We start from the raw sequence: 14,964 nt of genomic DNA, 5'->3' as shown, positions 1-14,964 counted from the left end.
AGATCACCAAGTCCACCCCGATGGGCTCGCTCGACGCGCCCTTCAACCCGGTCTCACTGGCGCTGGGCGCGGAGGCCACCTTCGTCGCCCGGACCATCGACTCCGACCGCAAACACCTCACCGAGGTACTGCGCGCGGCCGCCGACCACCAGGGCACGGCGCTCGTGGAGATCTACCAGAACTGCAACATCTTCAACGACGGCGCCTTCGAGGTCCTCAAGGACAACGCGCAGGCGCAGGAGGCCGTGATCCGGCTGGAGCACGGGCAGCCGATCCGCTTCGGCGCCGACGGGCACAAGGGCGTCGTACGCGACCAGGCCACCGGGGAGCTGGAGGTCGTCACGGTGACCCCCGAGAACGAGTCCCGGATCCTGGTCCACGACGCGCACGGCGCCGGCCCGACCACCGCCTTCGCTCTGTCCCGGCTGGCCGACCCGCACACCCTGCACCAGACGCCCATCGGGGTCTTCCGCAGCGTGGAGCGGCCGGTCTACGACACGCTGATGGCCGAGCAGCTGGATGCGGCCGTCGACGCCAAGGGCAAGGGCGACCTCAGCACCCTGCTCGCCGGCAACGACACCTGGACGGTCGTCGGCTGACCCGCGCCTCGCCGAACGGACGGCCCGGAGTTCCTCAGGAGCTCCGGGCCTCGTCGTACGCGGCCCGCGCCGCCTGGACGTCGGTGGTGCGCCGCTCGGTCCAGCGGGCCAGCGCCCATACCTGCTCGGCGGCCTCGCGCCCCAGCTCGGTCAGCGAGTAGTCCACGCGCGGCGGGATCACGGGCTTGGCGTCGCGCAGCAGGAATCCGTCGCGCTCCAGCGTCTGGAGGGTCTGGGCCAGCATCTTCTCGCTGACGCCGCCCACCTCCCGGCGCAGCTCGCTGAACCGGTACGAGCGCTCGACGAGCGCGGCCAGCACCAGGACGCCCCAGCGGCTGGTGACGTGCTCCAGCACTCCGCGGGAGGGGCACATCGGAGCCTTCACACTTACTTCCATACCAGTACCTTACTTTGAAGTGGGTACTTACGAAAGGTTAGCGCTCTCCCTAAGGTGGTGCCATACCCCGAAGCAAGACACGGCCCCACGCAAGGAGCGCACCCCATGAGCATCGTCGTCACCGGAGCCACCGGAGCCCTCGGCCGCCTCGTCGTCGAGGAGCTGCTGAACCAGGTCCCCGCCGAGCGCGTCGCCGTCGTCGTCCGCAGCGAGGAGAAGGCCGCCGACCTGGCCGCGCGCGGGGTCGAGGTGCGCGTCGCGGACTACGACGCCCCCGAAACCCTGGCGGGCGCCTTCCGCTCCGGCGACCGCGTCCTGCTGATCTCCGGCAACGAGGTCGGCCGCCGGGTGCCGCAGCACCTGGCCGTGATCGCGGCCGCGCAGGCCGCCGGCGTCGCCCAGCTCGCGTACACCGGGATCCTCGGCGGCCCCGAGGCCGACTTCGACCTGGCCGCCGAGCACAAGGTCACCGAGCAGGCCGTCCTCGACTCCGGCCTGCCCCACACCCTCCTGCGCAACGGCTGGTACCACGAGAACTACACCGGGAACCTGGGCACCGTCCTGGAGCACGGCGCGGTCGTGGGCAGCGCGGGCGCGGGCAGGATCGCCTCCGCCGCGCGGGCGGACTACGCCGCCGCGGCGGCCGCCGTACTGACCGGCGAAGGCCACCTGAACCAGGTGTACGAGCTCTCCGGCGACTCGGCGTGGAGCCTGGCGGAGTACGCGGCCGAGGTCGCGGCGCAGACCGGCAAGGAGGTCGCGTACAGCGAGGTCCCGGCCGAGGCGCACCTGTCGATCCTGACCGGCGCCGGGGTGCCCGAGGGCTTCGCGGCGATCCTCGTCGACGTGGACGCGGCGATCTCCCGCGGCCGGCTGGCCCACACCGGCGGGGACCTGGCCCGGCTCATCGGCCGCCCGACGACCCCGGTGGCCCACGCCATCGCCTCCGCCCTGGCCTGAGCGAGCCGTCTCGGCCTGAGTCCGCGCCTCCGCGGCCACGCAAGGCCCCGGAGGTGTCATGAGTATCTCCCGTAGACGGGCATGACAGCCGGTCCGCCCGGCGCTACCTTCGTGAGGTTGGCCGAATTACGACTGGAGGGCCCCGTGAAGGCGGAGAACGAACAGCACACGGGTTTGCTCTACGGATTCGGCGCATACGGGATGTGGGGGCTGGTCCCCCTGTTCTGGCCGCTGCTCAAGCCGTCCGGGGCCATCGAGATCCTCGCCCACCGCATGGTGTGGTCGCTGGGCGTGGTCGGGATCGCGCTGCTGGCCATGCGCCGCTGGGCCTGGATACGTGACCTGCTCCGCCAGCCCCGCAAGCTGGGCCTGACCGCGCTGGCCGCGTCGGTGATCTCCGTGAACTGGGGCCTGTACATCTGGGCCGTCAACAACGGCGCGGTCGTCGAGGCCAGCCTCGGCTACTTCATCAACCCGCTCGTCACCATCGCGATCGGCGTGCTGCTCCTCGGCGAGCGGCTGCGCCGGGCGCAGTGGGCGGCGGTGGGCATCGGAGTGGCCGCCGTACTGGTCCTCGCCGTCGGGTACGGGCGGCCGCCGTGGATCTCGCTGGTGCTGGCCTTCTCCTTCGCCGCGTACGGGCTGATCAAGAAGAAGCTCAACATGGGCGGGGTCGAGTCGCTCGCCGCCGAGACCGCGCTGCTGTTCCTGCCCGCCCTGGGCTACCTGCTGTGGCTGGGCGCTCAGGGCCGGTCGAGCTTCGCCGCAGAGGGCCTCGGGCACGCCTCGCTGCTCGCCGCGACCGGGCTGGTCACCGCGATCCCGCTGGTCTGCTTCGGGGCGGCCGCGATCCGGGTCCCGCTCTCCACGCTCGGGCTGCTCCAGTACCTGGCCCCGGTGTTCCAGTTCGGGCTCGGCGTCGTGTACTTCCACGAGGCGATGCCGCCGGAGCGCTGGGCCGGGTTCTCCCTGGTCTGGGCCGCGCTGGCGCTGCTCACCTGGGACGCGCTGCGCACGGCACGCAAGAACCGGGCCCGGCTCGAAGCGGCCCGCGCCGCCGCCGGGCCGGTGGCGGCCGCCCCGGCGCCCGAGCCGGCATAGCCCCACCGCGCGCCCCGACACCCCCACGATCCCCGCTACGGAACCTCCGTAGCGGGGATCGTCCGTTTTCCGAACCACCCTGACCGAATCGCGGTCTTGACGGGCAGTCACCCTTCCACTGAACATCAGGCTCGCACTGACGCACGATCGCTCAATTGCGCCACCCCGCACGTTCCGTTCAATCCCCAACGGAATCCCGGAGTCCCCCACATGAGCCTGTCCGTCTCCCGGCGTCTCGCCGCCGTGACCGCGATCGCGGTCGCCGGCCTGTTCGCCTCCACCGCTCCCGCCGCGCTCGCCGCCCCCACGGCGGCGACCGCGGCGCCGGCCCCGCCCGACATCCCGGTCGCCAACGTCAAGGCGCACCTGGCGCAGCTCCAGTCCATAGCCACCGCCAACAGCGGCAACCGCGCCCACGGCCGGGCCGGCTACAAGGCCTCGATCGACTACGTGAAGGCCAAACTGGACGCGGCCGGCTTCACCACCACCCTGCAGACCTTCACCAGCAGCGGCGCGACCGGCTACAACCTGATCGCCGACTGGCCGGGCGGTGACCCGAACTCGGTGCTGATGGCCGGATCGCACCTGGACTCGGTGACCGCCGGCCCCGGCATCAACGACAACGGATCCGGCTCGGCCGCCATCCTGGAGACGGCGCTGGCCGTCTCGCGCGCACAGCTCCAGCCCACCAAGCACCTGCGGTTCGGCTGGTGGGGCGCGGAGGAGCTCGGCATGATCGGCTCGAAGTACTACGTGAACAACCTGCCGGCCGCCGAGAAGTCGAAGATCTCCGGGTACCTGAACTTCGACATGATCGGCTCGCCGAACCCGGGCTACTTCGTCTACGACGACGACCCGACCATCGAGCAGACCTTCAAGAACTACTACGCGGGCGTCGGCATCCCGACGGAGATCGAGACCGAGGGCGACGGCCGCTCCGACCACGCCCCGTTCAAGAGCGCGGGCATCCCGGTCGGCGGTCTGTTCTCCGGCGCCGACTACACCAAGACGGCGGCGCAGGCGCAGAAGTGGGGCGGCACCTCCGGGCAGGCCTTCGACCGCTGCTACCACGCCTCGTGCGACACCTCGGCGAACATCGACGACACCGCCCTTGACCGCAACTCCGACGCCATCGCGTACGCGATCTGGAACCTGGGGGCGGCCACCACGGTCCCGCCGGGCCCGTCCTTCGAGAACACGGCGGACGTGAACGTCCCGGACTCCCCCGGCGCCGCGGTGACCTCGCCGATCACGGTCTCCGGCGTCACGGGCAACGCACCGGCCACCACCAAGGTCGACGTGAACATCGTCCACACCTACCGCGGTGACCTGGTGGTCGACCTGGTGGCCCCCGATGGCACGGTCTACAACCTGCACAACCGCAGCGGCGGCAGCGCCGACAACCTCGTCCAGACGTACACGGTCAACGCGTCGAGCGAGGTGGCCAACGGGGTCTGGAAGCTCCAGGTCAAGGACGGGGCGGCGCAGGACACCGGCTACATCGACAGCTGGAAGATCACCTTCTGAGACAGGAGCGGGTCTAGGACGGCGGGACCGTCTGCGACTCCTGTATGAGGGCGCGCAGTTCCTCGGCGACCGCGGCGATGTCGGCGCGGCCCAGCTTGGCCGCCTCCACCAGGTCGCCGAGGTCCTCCGGCGAGGGCAGTTGCTTGGCTCCCGCCACGCGCAGGTACGAGCGCGTGGCGGCGGCCGCGTAGAACTCGTTCATCGGCGATTCCAGCGCCGGGCACACCGCGAGGGTGTGCAGAAACGCGGCGGCCCGCCACGCGGTGTCCGGGGCGGGCTGTTCGGGAACCAGGACGAGGTCGTTCTGGTGCCGGGCGACCGCGGCGGCCACCCCGGAGGGATCCCACACGGCGGGATCTGACGGGAGATGGTGGGCCAGAGCGGTCCAGGCCCACTCCATGGTGATCTTCAATTGCCGAACCGCTCCTGGAAGTAGCCCCAGTGGTCGGCGAACTCCTCGATGCCGGACAGGAACTTCTTCCGGTCCTCGTCGAGCTCGCGTTCCGTTACCTCGGTGATCAGCGCGGTGACCGTCGTCCCCAATGCCGCCGCGCGCGCTTTGAGGCGCTCGTGGAACTCTTCGTCCAGGCGGATGGTGACGTGTCTCGACATGCTTTTCACGGTACAGCGGGGCCGCTGTACACGGAGCCGGAACGGCCGAAGGGTGGGCAGGGACACAGTCCCCGCCCACCCTTCGGACAGTCCTACCCGCCGTACGGCACTACTTGTTGGCGTCGGCCGCCTTCACCAGCGCGTCCTTGGTGACCGCCCCGACGTAGACCTTGCCGTCGTCCGTGATCAGGGCGTTGACCAGGCGGGTCTTGAAGACCCGGCCCTCGCCGAACTTGCCGGCGACCTTGCCCCCGAGGGAGTCGAGGAACTGCTTGGCCTCCTTCGGAGTGTCCTTGCCGTTCTCGATGTCCTTCAGGCTCTTGCCGGCACCCGTGTCGACGCGGGCGATGGTCGCCCAGCCCTCGCCGAGCACCTTCGTCTCGCCGCCCTTGCCGGCCGCGCCGCCCATGCCGCCGGTCAGGGCGTCCAGGCCGGGGAAGGAGTCCAGGCCCTTGAACTCCTTGCCGTGGCCGCGGCCGTCCCTGCCCGCCTCGGCAGCGCCCTCGGTCACCTTGGCGCCCTTGGGCGCGGTGAACGCGAACGTGTCGGCGGACGGCTTGGCGAAGTCCACCTTGGTGAACCCCGCGTCGACGATCGGCTTGCCGCCCTCGGCCGCGAGCAGCTGCACCCGCAGCGGCACACCGTTCTTGGCGTCCACCGCGATCTTGACCGAGCCGACCGTGGATCCGCTCTGCTTCGGCTTCAGCACCAGCTGGTAGGCGTCCCGGCCGGCCACCTGCGCGCTCTCGCCCACGCTGACGTCCGTGGTCGGGCCGGCGGCCTTCAGCACGTCCTGGGCCAGCTGCTGGGGCGAGGCGCCGCCGAGCCGCTCGGCCGTCTTCTTCTGGTCCTTGCCGGCCGCCGCCCCGGGGTTCTTCTCGTGCCAGACCTCGTTGGCCTTGCTGTCGTACCCCCAGACGTCGGCGCCGTTGTGGATGAGGCTGTACTCGTCCTTGCCGTCCACGAACGTGAGCTTCTGGCGGTCCGGGCCGTCGGCCGCGACGCGCAGCGTGTGCGAGCCGTTCGCCAGCTGCGCGATCTTGTCCTCGGGGTTGGCCGAGCCGCCCGCGACACCCCCGCCACCGAGGAGGCCGCTCGCCAGGGTCGGCAGACCCAGGTCGGTGCTGATCTTCGCGCTGCCGGACAGCTGCTGCACGTCGGAGGCCGCGACCTTCTCGATGAGCTGCTGCGCGGTCATCTTCGGCAGGTCGGGGCCGCCGGAGTTCGCGAAGGCCGGGACCATCGCCACGGTCGCGGCGGCCACACCCGCCACCGCTACCGGTACGGCGTACCGGGCGGCCTTGCGGGTCTTTGCGTTCGTTGCCATGTCTGCCCTACCTCTGTGTCACCCGTTCTGGTGTGTCTCCATCTGACCAAAAGGGGAGGGGTCGGGGCGTCACTCCCCGGGGCCAACTCGGCGTACGCCGCAGGGATGACACGGCGAGGGCCCGGCATCCTCCACCCTTAGGGGATGCCGGGCCCTCGCCTCTGCCGAACGGCTTGTCCGGACGTATCCGGGCGTACCCGGCCCGTACCGGGCCTCGTCCTAGCCGGCGCGGTGCACCACCGCGTCGCACAGCTCCTCCAGCGCCGACTTCGCGAAGCCCTCCGGCAGCGGCGCCAGCGTGGCCCGCGCCTCCTGCGCGTACCGGATGGTGTCGCGGCGGGCCTGCTCCAGCGCGGGGTGCACCCGCAGCCGGGCGAGCACCTCGGCGTGCGCGGCGTCGTCGGTCAGGTCGCCGTCGAGGAGGCCCACGAGCTCCAGGTCGTCGGGGTCGCCGCCCCGGGCGGCCATCTCTCGCAGCCGCAGTACGGGCAGCGTGGGGATGCCCTCGCGCAGGTCCGTGCCCGGGGTCTTGCCGGATTCGTGCGAGTCGGAGGCGATGTCCAGGACGTCGTCGGCGAGCTGGAAGGCGATGCCGAGGCGCTCCCCGTACTGGGTCAGGATGTCGACGACCGACTCGTCGGCGCCGGAGATCAGCGCGCCGAACCGGCCGGAGACCGCGATGAGCGAGCCGGTCTTGCCGGCCATGACGTCGAGGTAGTGGGCGACCGGGTCACGGCCGTCGCGCGGGCCGGCCGTCTCCAGGATCTGGCCGGTGACCAGCCGCTCGAAGGCCTCGGCCTGGATGCGTACCGCCTCCGGCCCGAGGTCGGCCAGGATGTGCGAGGCGCGGGCGAACAGGAAATCACCCGTCAGGACGGCCACCGAGTTGCCCCAGCGGGCGTTGGCGCTGGCCACGCCGCGGCGCTCGTCCGCCTCGTCCATGATGTCGTCGTGGTAGAGCGTCGCCAGATGGGTGAGTTCGACGACCACCGCGGCGGGCACGATGCCGGGCGCGTAGGGATCGCCGAATCGGGAGGCGAGCATCACCAGCAGCGGCCGGAACCGCTTGCCCCCGGCGCGCAGCAGGTGCTGCGCGGCATCGGTGATGAAGGGGACTTCGCTCTTGGTGGCCTCCAGCAGACCCGCCTCGACGGCGGCCAGTCCGGCCTGGACATCGGTCTCAAGAGCCTGGTCCCGCACGCTCAGTCCGAACGGCCCGACGACGGTCACGAGGGGTACTCCTGTCTGCTGACGATCACGGTGACGATCACCTGGATTGTCGATGTGTCGCTGCCATCACTCAAGCCAGCGTATCCGGTCTGTTTTCGATCACCGAGAGCGGCCGCCATGTCGCGACCCGCGCACTGCCCGATGCGCACCGGTATGTTCGTGAGGAGCCGAAACAACCGGAGAATACGTTTTGTCCAGAACTACCACCGCAATAGAGGAACCGGCGGAACCGGTAGACCCGGAGGCGGACCAGCCGCCGCCCGCCGACGACCACGCGTTCCTCGGCCACCCCCGGGGCCTCGCCACGCTGTCCGGACTGGAGGTCTGGGAGCGCTTCTCGTTCCTCGGCATGCAGGCCATCCTCGTCCTCTACTTCGCGGACACGGTGGCCAACGGCGGCCTCGGGATGGACCCGGGCACCGCGGCCTCCGTCGCGGCGGCCTACGGGACCATGGTCTACCTCGTCTCCGTCGCCGGCGGGTGGCTCGCCGACCGGATCCTCGGTTCGTACCGGGCCGTGCTCTGGGGCGGCGTCCTGATCGCCTGCGGCCACTACGCCATGGCGGTGCCGACGGCCGCCATGACCTGGACGGGCCTCGGCCTGATCAGCGCGGGCACCGGCCTGCTCAAGCCCAACGTGGCCAGCATGGTCGGCAAGCTGTACCGGACGGACGACGAGCGGCGCGACGCCGGATTCGCCCTCTACTACACGGCCATCAACATCGGCGCGTTCGCCGGACCCCTGATCACCGGCTGGCTCGGCGAGCACCAGGGCTGGCACCGGGGTTTCTCCGCCGCCGCCGTCTGCATGACCGCGGGACTCATCCAGTACGTCCTCGGCCGCCGCCATCTGGCCGGGCGAAAGCACTCGGCCGAGTACGCCCTCGCCCCCGACGCGATGCGCCGCGCCGTGCGCCGGATCGTCGCCGGACTCCTCGCCGCGGGCGCGCTCGCCACCCTTCTGGCGGGCCTCGGATGGCTGACGATGGGCCGTTTCGTCGACCTGCTCACGCTCGTCTCGGTGATCGCGCCCGCCGTCTACTTCGCGGTCATGTTCCGCAGCCCGCGGGTGACGCGCGAGGAACGCGGACGGCTGCGCCCGTACGTGGTGCTCTTCCTGGCCTCGGTCGCCTTCAACTTCATCCTCTTCCAGGCGTACTCGACGATGATGCTGCTCGCCTCGACGAACGCCCGGACCGAGGTCCTGGGCTTCCACTTCCCCGCGAGCTGGTACGCCTCCGCGCTCGGCGCGTTCGAGGTGGCGCTCGCCCCGGTCGTGGCCGCGCTGTGGGTCCGGATGGGCCGGGGCCAGCCGCACGCCTCCAACAAGATCGCCATCGGGGTCGTCCTGGGCGGCCTGTCCTTCCTGCTGATGGTGATCCCCACCTCCGGGCACGGCGGGGAGGCGTACCGGATGGCCGCCTGGTGGATCGTCGGCTCGTACCTGCTGCTCGGGCTCGGCGACGTCCTGCTGGAGACCTCCGGCATGTCGGCCACCACGAAGCTCGCCCCGAAGGCCTTCGGCAGCCAGACCATGGCCCTCTGGTTCCTCTCGCTGGCCCTGGCCAACGGCATCCAGGCACAGGTGGTCAAGGTCTACGGCCAGGTGTCCGCTCCCGTGTACTTCGGCGTCAACGGCGCGATCGCGGTGGTGGCGGGCCTGGCCGTGATCGCGCTGGCGCCGTGGCTGCGGCGCACGATGCACCCCGTCCACTGAGGCGAACGAGGTGGTTCCCGCATGATCATCCGTACCGAGTTCCCGTACGAGACGGCGCACGAGGACGTCCGGATCCCGATGCCTGGGGGCACCTCCCAGGCCGAAGGCTCTGGGGGAGGGGTGGAGCTGTACGCCCGGATCTGGCGCCCGCTGACCGACGAGCCGGTCCCGGCGCTGCTGGAGTACCTGCCGTACCGGCTGACCGACTGGACCGCGCCCCGCGACTGGCAGCGCCACCCCTGGTACGCGGGCCACGGCTACGCCTCGGTCCGGGTGGACGTACGGGGCCACGGCTGCAGCGGCGGGAACCCGGGCGACGAGTACGACGCGCGGGAACTGGCCGACGGGGTCGCGGTGGTGGAGTGGCTGGCGGCGCAGCCGTGGTGCACGGGGTCGGTGGGGATGTTCGGGATCTCGTGGGGCGGGTTCAACTCCCTCCAGATCGCGGCACTGGCCCCCGAGGCGCTCAAAGCGGTCGTCACGGTCTGCTCGACGGACGACCGGTACGACAACGACGTCCACTACATGGGCGGCTCGGTGCTGGCCGTGGACATGCACGCCTGGGCGGCGACCATGCTGGCCTTCGCGGCGCGGCCGCCGGACCCGCTGTTCGTCGGCGACGGCTGGCGCGAGCAGTGGCTCGCGCGGCTGGAATCCGTCGAACCCCTGATCCACACCTGGCTGGCGCACCAGACGCGGGACGACTACTGGCGCCACGGCAGCGTCTGCGAGGACTACCCGGCGATCGGCGCGGCCGTGCTGGCGGTCGGCGGCTGGCACGACCCGTACCGGGACACGGTGCTGCGGCTGGTCTCGCACCTGCCCGCCGACCGGGTACGGTGGCTCATCGGCCCGTGGTCGCACCAGTACCCGGACCGGGGGCTGCCGCCCGGGCCGGCGATCGGGTTCCTCCAGGAGACCCTGCGCTGGTGGGACCACTGACTGAAGGGCGCCGACAACGGGGTGATGGACGAGCCCCTGCTGCGGTCCTGGATCTCGCAGTCGCATCCGCCGGCGACCACGTACGAGGTACTGCCGGGCCGCTGGGTCGGGGACGCCGAATGGCCCTCCCCGGCCGTCACCCCGGTCACGTACGCGCTCCAGGGCGCGCCGGTGGCCGTGGCCTCCCCGCAGCACACGGGGCTGGACGCGGGGCGGTTCTTCCCCTTCGGCAACGACGCGGACCTGCCGCCGGACCAGCGGGAGGAGGACGCGAAGTCGGCCTGCTTCGAGTTCCCGGTGGGGCGCGAGCCGGTGGAGATCCTGGGCCGCGCGCAGGTGACGGCCCGGCTGCGGATGGACGTCCCGTACGGGCAGGTGGTGGCGCGGCTGTGCGACGTGGCGCCCGACGGGGCCTCGACGCTGGTGACGCGGGGCGCGCTGAACCTCTCGGCCCGGCTGGGCCGGGACAAGGCGGTGCCGTGGCCGGTGGGCGCGTACGAGGACGTCGTCTTCGAGCTGAACGGCATCGGGCACCGGTTCGCCGCGGGCCACCGGATCCGGCTCGCGCTGTCCTCGGCGTACTGGCCGTGGATCTGGCCGCGGGCCGGGTCGCAGGCGGGGTGGACGCTGGATCCGGCGGGGAGTGCGGTGGTCCTGCCGGTCCGGGCCGCGGGAGCGGACGCCTCCGGCCCGGAGATCGGCTTCGAGCCGCCGGAGCAGGCGGAGCCGCTGGGGGTGTCGTACCCGGCCACGCTGGACGAGCCGCGGCCGGAGCGGCTGGTCGTACGGGACGTGGCGCGCGGGCGGTGGCGGCTGGAGGTGGACCCGCGGTACGGGGGCACACGGGTGTATCCGGACGGGCTGGAGTACGGGGAGGACGCGGAGGAGGTCTACGAGATCGACTCGGCGGATCCGCTGTCGGCCCGGACCCGCTCGCAGTGGCGGATCCGGTTGCACCGGCCGGAGTTGGGGTGGGACGCCCGTATCGAGACCCGGTCGGAGATCTCCTGCGACGAGGGTGGGTTCGTGACCTCGAACGAGGTGGTGTGCCGGGAGGGGGAGGAGGTCGTCTTCCACCGGACGTGGGAGCGGCGGTTGCCGCGGGCCGCCGGCTGACGGCCCTGCGGGGCCGGGATGCCGGCGGGGCCGGATCAGCCCGGGAAGAGGCGTTCCAGGACCACCGCGATGCCGTCCTGCTCGTTGGAGAGGGTCAGTTCGTCGGCCACGGCGATCAGTTCGCGGTGGGCGTTGGCCATGGCCACGCCGTGCGCCGCCCACGCGAACATCGGGATGTCGTTCGGCATGTCGCCGAAGGCGATCGTCGACGACGGGCCGACCCCCAGCACCTGCGCCGCCAGCGCCAGTCCGCTCGCCTTGCTGACGCCCGGCGGCTGGAGCTCCACCGTGTGCTCCCCCGCCATCGTCACGTTCACCAGGTCCCCGACCACCGCACGCGCGACGCGCGTCAGCTCGTCGTCGTCCAGCTCCGGGTGCTGGAGCAGCACCTTGTTGATCGGCGCGGCCCACAGGTCGCAGCGCGTGCGCACCCGGACCGTCGGCAGGTGCGGGTGCCACATCCGGTAGCCCGGCCCTATCAGCATCTCGGCGTCCACCCCCTCCTGGTTGACCGCCGCGTACACCTCACCGATCTCCGCCTCGATCTTCCCGAGCGCCACGTCGGCCAGCTCCCGGTCCAGCGCGATGGAGTGCAACAGGCGCGCGCCCGCCGTGTCGTACACCTGCGCGCCCTGCCCGCACACCGCGAGCCCCGTGTAGCCGAGGTCGTCCAGCACATGGCGGACCTGCGGGACGGGGCGTCCGGTGACGATGATGTGCTGGGCGCCCGCGGCGCGCGCCGTCGCGAGCGCCGCGTACGAGCGGGCGGAGACGGTGTCTCCGGCGCGCAGCAGGGTTCCGTCCAGGTCAGTGGCGATCAAGGCGAACGGGAGGGCCGAATGCGGGTCGGAAGTCACGGCGCAAGGATACGGACCCCTTTGGACAAGTCCTACAAATAGAACCCGAATCCGGCCTCCCACCGGCCCCACTGGCCACGTAACGTATCGACCAGCCGCCGGGACACCCCCGGACCGCATCGAAAGCGAGGCAGTACCCCATGCCCCAGCAGAGCCCCCTCGATGTCCCCGAGGGCGACCCGTTCGGGCCGCACAACCTCCCGTACGGCGTCTTCTCCACCCCCGGACCCACCTCCGCGGAGCCCGGCCGCCGTCGCATCGGCGTGCGCATCGGCGGACACGTGCTCGACGCGGGGGCGGCCGCGGCCGCGCTCGGTTCCCCGTACGCCACGCTGCTCGGGCAGTCCTCGCTCAACCCGCTGCTGGCCGCCGGCCGCACCGCCTGGCGCGACGTGCGCCGCGCGCTGACCGCGTGGGTGACCGACCCCGGCCACCGCGAGACGGTCGAGCCGCACCTCCTCCCGCTCGACGCCGTCACCCTGCACCTGCCGTACGAGGTCGCCGACTACGTCGACTTCTACGCGAGCGAGCACCACGCCACCAACGTGGGCCACATCTTCCGCCCGGACGGCGAGGCGCTGACGCCCAACTGGAAGCACCTGCCGATCGGTTACCACGGCCGGTCCGGCACGATCGTGGTCTCGGGGACGGATGTCGTGCGGCCCTCCGGGCAGCGCAAGGCCCCGGCGGACGCGGCGCCCGTCTTCGGCCCGTCCGTCAAGCTCGACATCGAGGCGGAGGTCGGCTTCGTCGTCGGCACCCCGTCCGAGCAGGGCCGCCCGGTGCCGCTGGCCGATTTCGAGGACCACGTCTTCGGGCTGTTCCTGCTCAACGACTGGTCGGCGCGCGACATCCAGGCCTGGGAGTACGTGCCGCTCGGCCCCTTCCTCGGCAAGTCCTTCGCCACCTCCGTCTCCGCCTGGGTCACCCCGCTGGAGGCCCTGGAGGCGGCCCGGGTCGCCCCGCCCGCCCGCGACTTCCCGCTGCTGCCGTACCTCGACGACGCCGAAGCCGACCGGCCCGGCGGCTTCGACCTGCGCATCACCGTCTCCATCAACGGGCAGGAGGTCGCGCAGCCGCCGTTCGCGACGATGTACTGGACCGCCGCCCAGCAGCTCGCGCACATGACGGTCAACGGCGCCTCCCTGCGCACCGGCGACGTCTACGGTTCGGGCACGGTCAGCGGCCCCGAGGTCGGGCAGCGCGGCTCGCTGCTGGAGCTGACGTGGAACGGCCGCGACGCCATCGAGCTCGCCGACGGCAAGCGCACCTTCCTCGAAGACGGCGACACGGTCACCCTCACCGCCTGGGCCCCGGGCCAGGGCGGCACCCGCGTCGGCCTCGGCGAGGTCACCGGCCGCATTGTGGGATCCCGCTAGTCCGCCCCTCGGGACGAGGGACACCACCGGGGTGGCGGATCTTTCCGCCACCCCGGCGTCGTAGCAGGTCACAGCCCTGCCACTGAGCCTCCGCGGTGGCGCAATACTGCGGCAACACCACCGGCCGGGACCCGTCGGTATGTTCCGTGCCATGCCAGCCGAACGCACCCGTGAGCACACCGTCCCGGTCGCCGCAGCGCGCCGGCGGCGACTGCGCGCGGACCGGGCGCGGCAGCTCGCCGACCTGCTGCGCCACCAGATCCTGGCCGGCGGCTACCCCCGCGGGGTCCTCCCGCTGGAGGACGTCCTCGCCGCCGAGTACGGAGCCGGCCGCAACACCGTCCGCCAGGCCCTCGACCTGCTGCGCGGCGAGCGGCTCGTCGAACGCCGGCCGGGGGTCGGGACCGTCGTCGTCTGCGAGAAGTACCCGCACGGCCTCGACCGCCTCCAGGGGCTGGCCGAGACCCTGCACGAGCACGGCCGGGTGACCAACGAGGTCCGCACGGTCGGCCCGGTGCGCGCCCCCGCCCCCGTCGCCGGCCGGCTGGGGCTCCCCGAGCACGCCGACGTGCTCTACATCGAGCGGCTGCGGCGGCTGAACGGGCTGCCGCTCTCCCTCGACCTCACGTACGTCCCCCTCGACATCGGCGCCGAACTGCTCGGCTGCGACCTGGAGAACACCGACGTCTTCCGGCTGCTGGAGTCCCTGACCGGGCAGCCCCTCGGCCACGCCGAGATCACCCTGGAGGCCGTCAACGCCGACGCGCACTCCGCCGCCGTACTGCAGGCCCCGCGCGGGGCCGCCGTACTGATGCTGGAGCGGCTCACCCATCTGGGCGACGGCCGGCCCGTGGACCTGGAGTTCATCCGCTTCCGCGGCGACCGGATCACCATGAGCGGCCTGCTCCGCCGCGCCCTCTGACCCCCTGCGTACCCACCCTTCCTGGAGACAGCCATGCCTGTGGTCCCCCAGCGCGGCGACGTGCCCGTGACCATCGACGAGTCCCTGTGCATCGACGGCTGCACCCTCTGCGTCGACATGTGCCCGCTCGACTCGCTCGCGATCCGCGAGGACAACGGCAAGGCGTACATGCACGTCGACGAGTGCTGGTACTGCGGCCCGTGCGCCGCCCGCTGCCCCACGGGCGCGGTGACCGTCAACATGCCCTACCTCCTCCGGTGACCCCGGTGACCCCGGTG

13 protein-coding genes and 2 pseudogenes are annotated in these 14,964 nt (G+C 71.8%); 9 read left to right on the top strand and 6 right to left on the bottom strand.

Annotated elements, in window-relative coordinates; all coding sequences use genetic code 11:
- A pseudogene (locus ACIQU4_RS40935) lies at positions 1–599 on the top strand (2-oxoacid:ferredoxin oxidoreductase subunit beta); the annotation flags it as partial.
- Positions 600–633: 34 nt separating this feature from the next.
- On the opposite strand, the gene ACIQU4_RS40930 reads toward ACIQU4_RS40935, so the two are convergent.
- Positions 634–996 carry a winged helix-turn-helix transcriptional regulator gene (locus tag ACIQU4_RS40930; protein WP_385584255.1) on the bottom strand — a complete coding sequence of 121 codons (363 nt, stop codon included), beginning with the start codon at positions 994–996 and terminating at the stop codon, positions 634–636.
- A 105-nt stretch (positions 997–1,101) separates the two neighbouring features.
- Here ACIQU4_RS40930 and ACIQU4_RS40925 point away from each other — a divergent pair, with 105 nt between their 5' ends.
- From ACIQU4_RS40925 to ACIQU4_RS40915, 3 genes are all read left to right on the top strand, one after another.
- Positions 1,102–1,956 carry an NAD(P)H-binding protein gene (locus tag ACIQU4_RS40925; protein WP_403742558.1) on the top strand — a complete coding sequence of 285 codons (855 nt, stop codon included), beginning with the start codon at positions 1,102–1,104 and terminating at the stop codon, positions 1,954–1,956.
- Between the two features lie 144 nt (positions 1,957–2,100).
- Positions 2,101–3,057, top strand: coding sequence for an EamA family transporter RarD (gene rarD / locus ACIQU4_RS40920; RefSeq protein ID WP_403742570.1), 957 nt, complete (start codon positions 2,101–2,103; stop codon positions 3,055–3,057).
- Positions 3,058–3,267: 210 nt separating this feature from the next.
- Complete coding sequence (locus tag ACIQU4_RS40915) at positions 3,268–4,584, top strand: M28 family metallopeptidase (RefSeq protein WP_403742554.1); 1,317 nt, start codon at positions 3,268–3,270, stop codon at positions 4,582–4,584.
- Between the two features lie 13 nt (positions 4,585–4,597).
- On the opposite strand, the gene ACIQU4_RS40910 is transcribed toward ACIQU4_RS40915, so the two are convergent.
- From ACIQU4_RS40910 to ACIQU4_RS40895, 4 genes are all read right to left on the bottom strand, one after another.
- Positions 4,598–4,996, bottom strand: coding sequence for a hypothetical protein (locus tag ACIQU4_RS40910; protein ID WP_403742551.1), 399 nt, complete (start codon positions 4,994–4,996; stop codon positions 4,598–4,600).
- Positions 4,993–5,196 carry a hypothetical protein gene (locus ACIQU4_RS40905; RefSeq protein ID WP_384595905.1) on the bottom strand — a complete coding sequence of 68 codons (204 nt, stop codon included), beginning with the start codon at positions 5,194–5,196 and terminating at the stop codon, positions 4,993–4,995. The genes ACIQU4_RS40910 and ACIQU4_RS40905 overlap by 4 nt, the downstream gene beginning before the upstream one ends.
- Before the next feature lie 109 nt (positions 5,197–5,305).
- Entirely contained in the window at positions 5,306–6,523 is a 1,218-nt protein-coding gene (locus ACIQU4_RS40900) for an outer membrane lipoprotein carrier protein LolA (RefSeq protein ID WP_403742547.1), read from the bottom strand.
- A 219-nt stretch (positions 6,524–6,742) separates the two neighbouring features.
- The gene (locus ACIQU4_RS40895; protein ID WP_403742545.1) at positions 6,743–7,753 is read right to left on the bottom strand and encodes a polyprenyl synthetase family protein; all 1,011 of its coding nucleotides are present in this window, start codon (positions 7,751–7,753) and stop codon (positions 6,743–6,745) included.
- Positions 7,754–7,943: 190 nt separating this feature from the next.
- Here ACIQU4_RS40895 and ACIQU4_RS40890 point away from each other — a divergent pair, with 190 nt between their 5' ends.
- A complete protein-coding gene (locus ACIQU4_RS40890) occupies positions 7,944–9,470 on the top strand; it encodes a peptide MFS transporter (protein ID WP_403742543.1) in 1,527 nt (508 codons plus the stop codon).
- Positions 9,471–9,491: 21 nt separating this feature from the next.
- Positions 9,492–11,528, top strand: a pseudogene (locus ACIQU4_RS40885) (CocE/NonD family hydrolase).
- Positions 11,529–11,563: 35 nt separating this feature from the next.
- On the opposite strand, the gene ACIQU4_RS40880 reads toward ACIQU4_RS40885, so the two are convergent.
- Positions 11,564–12,385 carry a Cof-type HAD-IIB family hydrolase gene (locus ACIQU4_RS40880; RefSeq protein WP_403742541.1) on the bottom strand — a complete coding sequence of 274 codons (822 nt, stop codon included), beginning with the start codon at positions 12,383–12,385 and terminating at the stop codon, positions 11,564–11,566.
- 140 nt (positions 12,386–12,525) lie between these two features.
- On the opposite strand from ACIQU4_RS40880, the gene fahA reads away from it, so the two are divergent.
- The 3 genes from fahA to ACIQU4_RS40865 all read left to right on the top strand — a co-directional run bounded on the left by fahA (position 12,526) and on the right by ACIQU4_RS40865 (position 14,947).
- Positions 12,526–13,764, top strand: a complete 1,239-nt coding sequence (gene fahA, locus ACIQU4_RS40875; RefSeq protein WP_403742538.1) for a fumarylacetoacetase — start codon at positions 12,526–12,528, stop codon at positions 13,762–13,764.
- Between the two features lie 151 nt (positions 13,765–13,915).
- The gene (locus ACIQU4_RS40870; protein ID WP_403742535.1) at positions 13,916–14,686 is read left to right on the top strand and encodes a GntR family transcriptional regulator; all 771 of its coding nucleotides are present in this window, start codon (positions 13,916–13,918) and stop codon (positions 14,684–14,686) included.
- Between the two features lie 33 nt (positions 14,687–14,719).
- The gene (locus ACIQU4_RS40865) at positions 14,720–14,947 is read left to right on the top strand and encodes a ferredoxin family protein (RefSeq protein ID WP_030011381.1); all 228 of its coding nucleotides are present in this window, start codon (positions 14,720–14,722) and stop codon (positions 14,945–14,947) included.
- The last annotated feature ends 17 nt before the right edge of the window (positions 14,948–14,964 follow it).

The sequence above is a fragment of the Streptomyces sp. NPDC090741 genome (assembly GCF_044769045.1).
GTDB lineage: Bacteria > Actinomycetota > Actinomycetes > Streptomycetales > Streptomycetaceae > Streptomyces.
The sequence above is the reverse complement of the archived record's forward strand: the minus strand, read 5'-3'. Positions and strand labels throughout refer to the sequence as shown.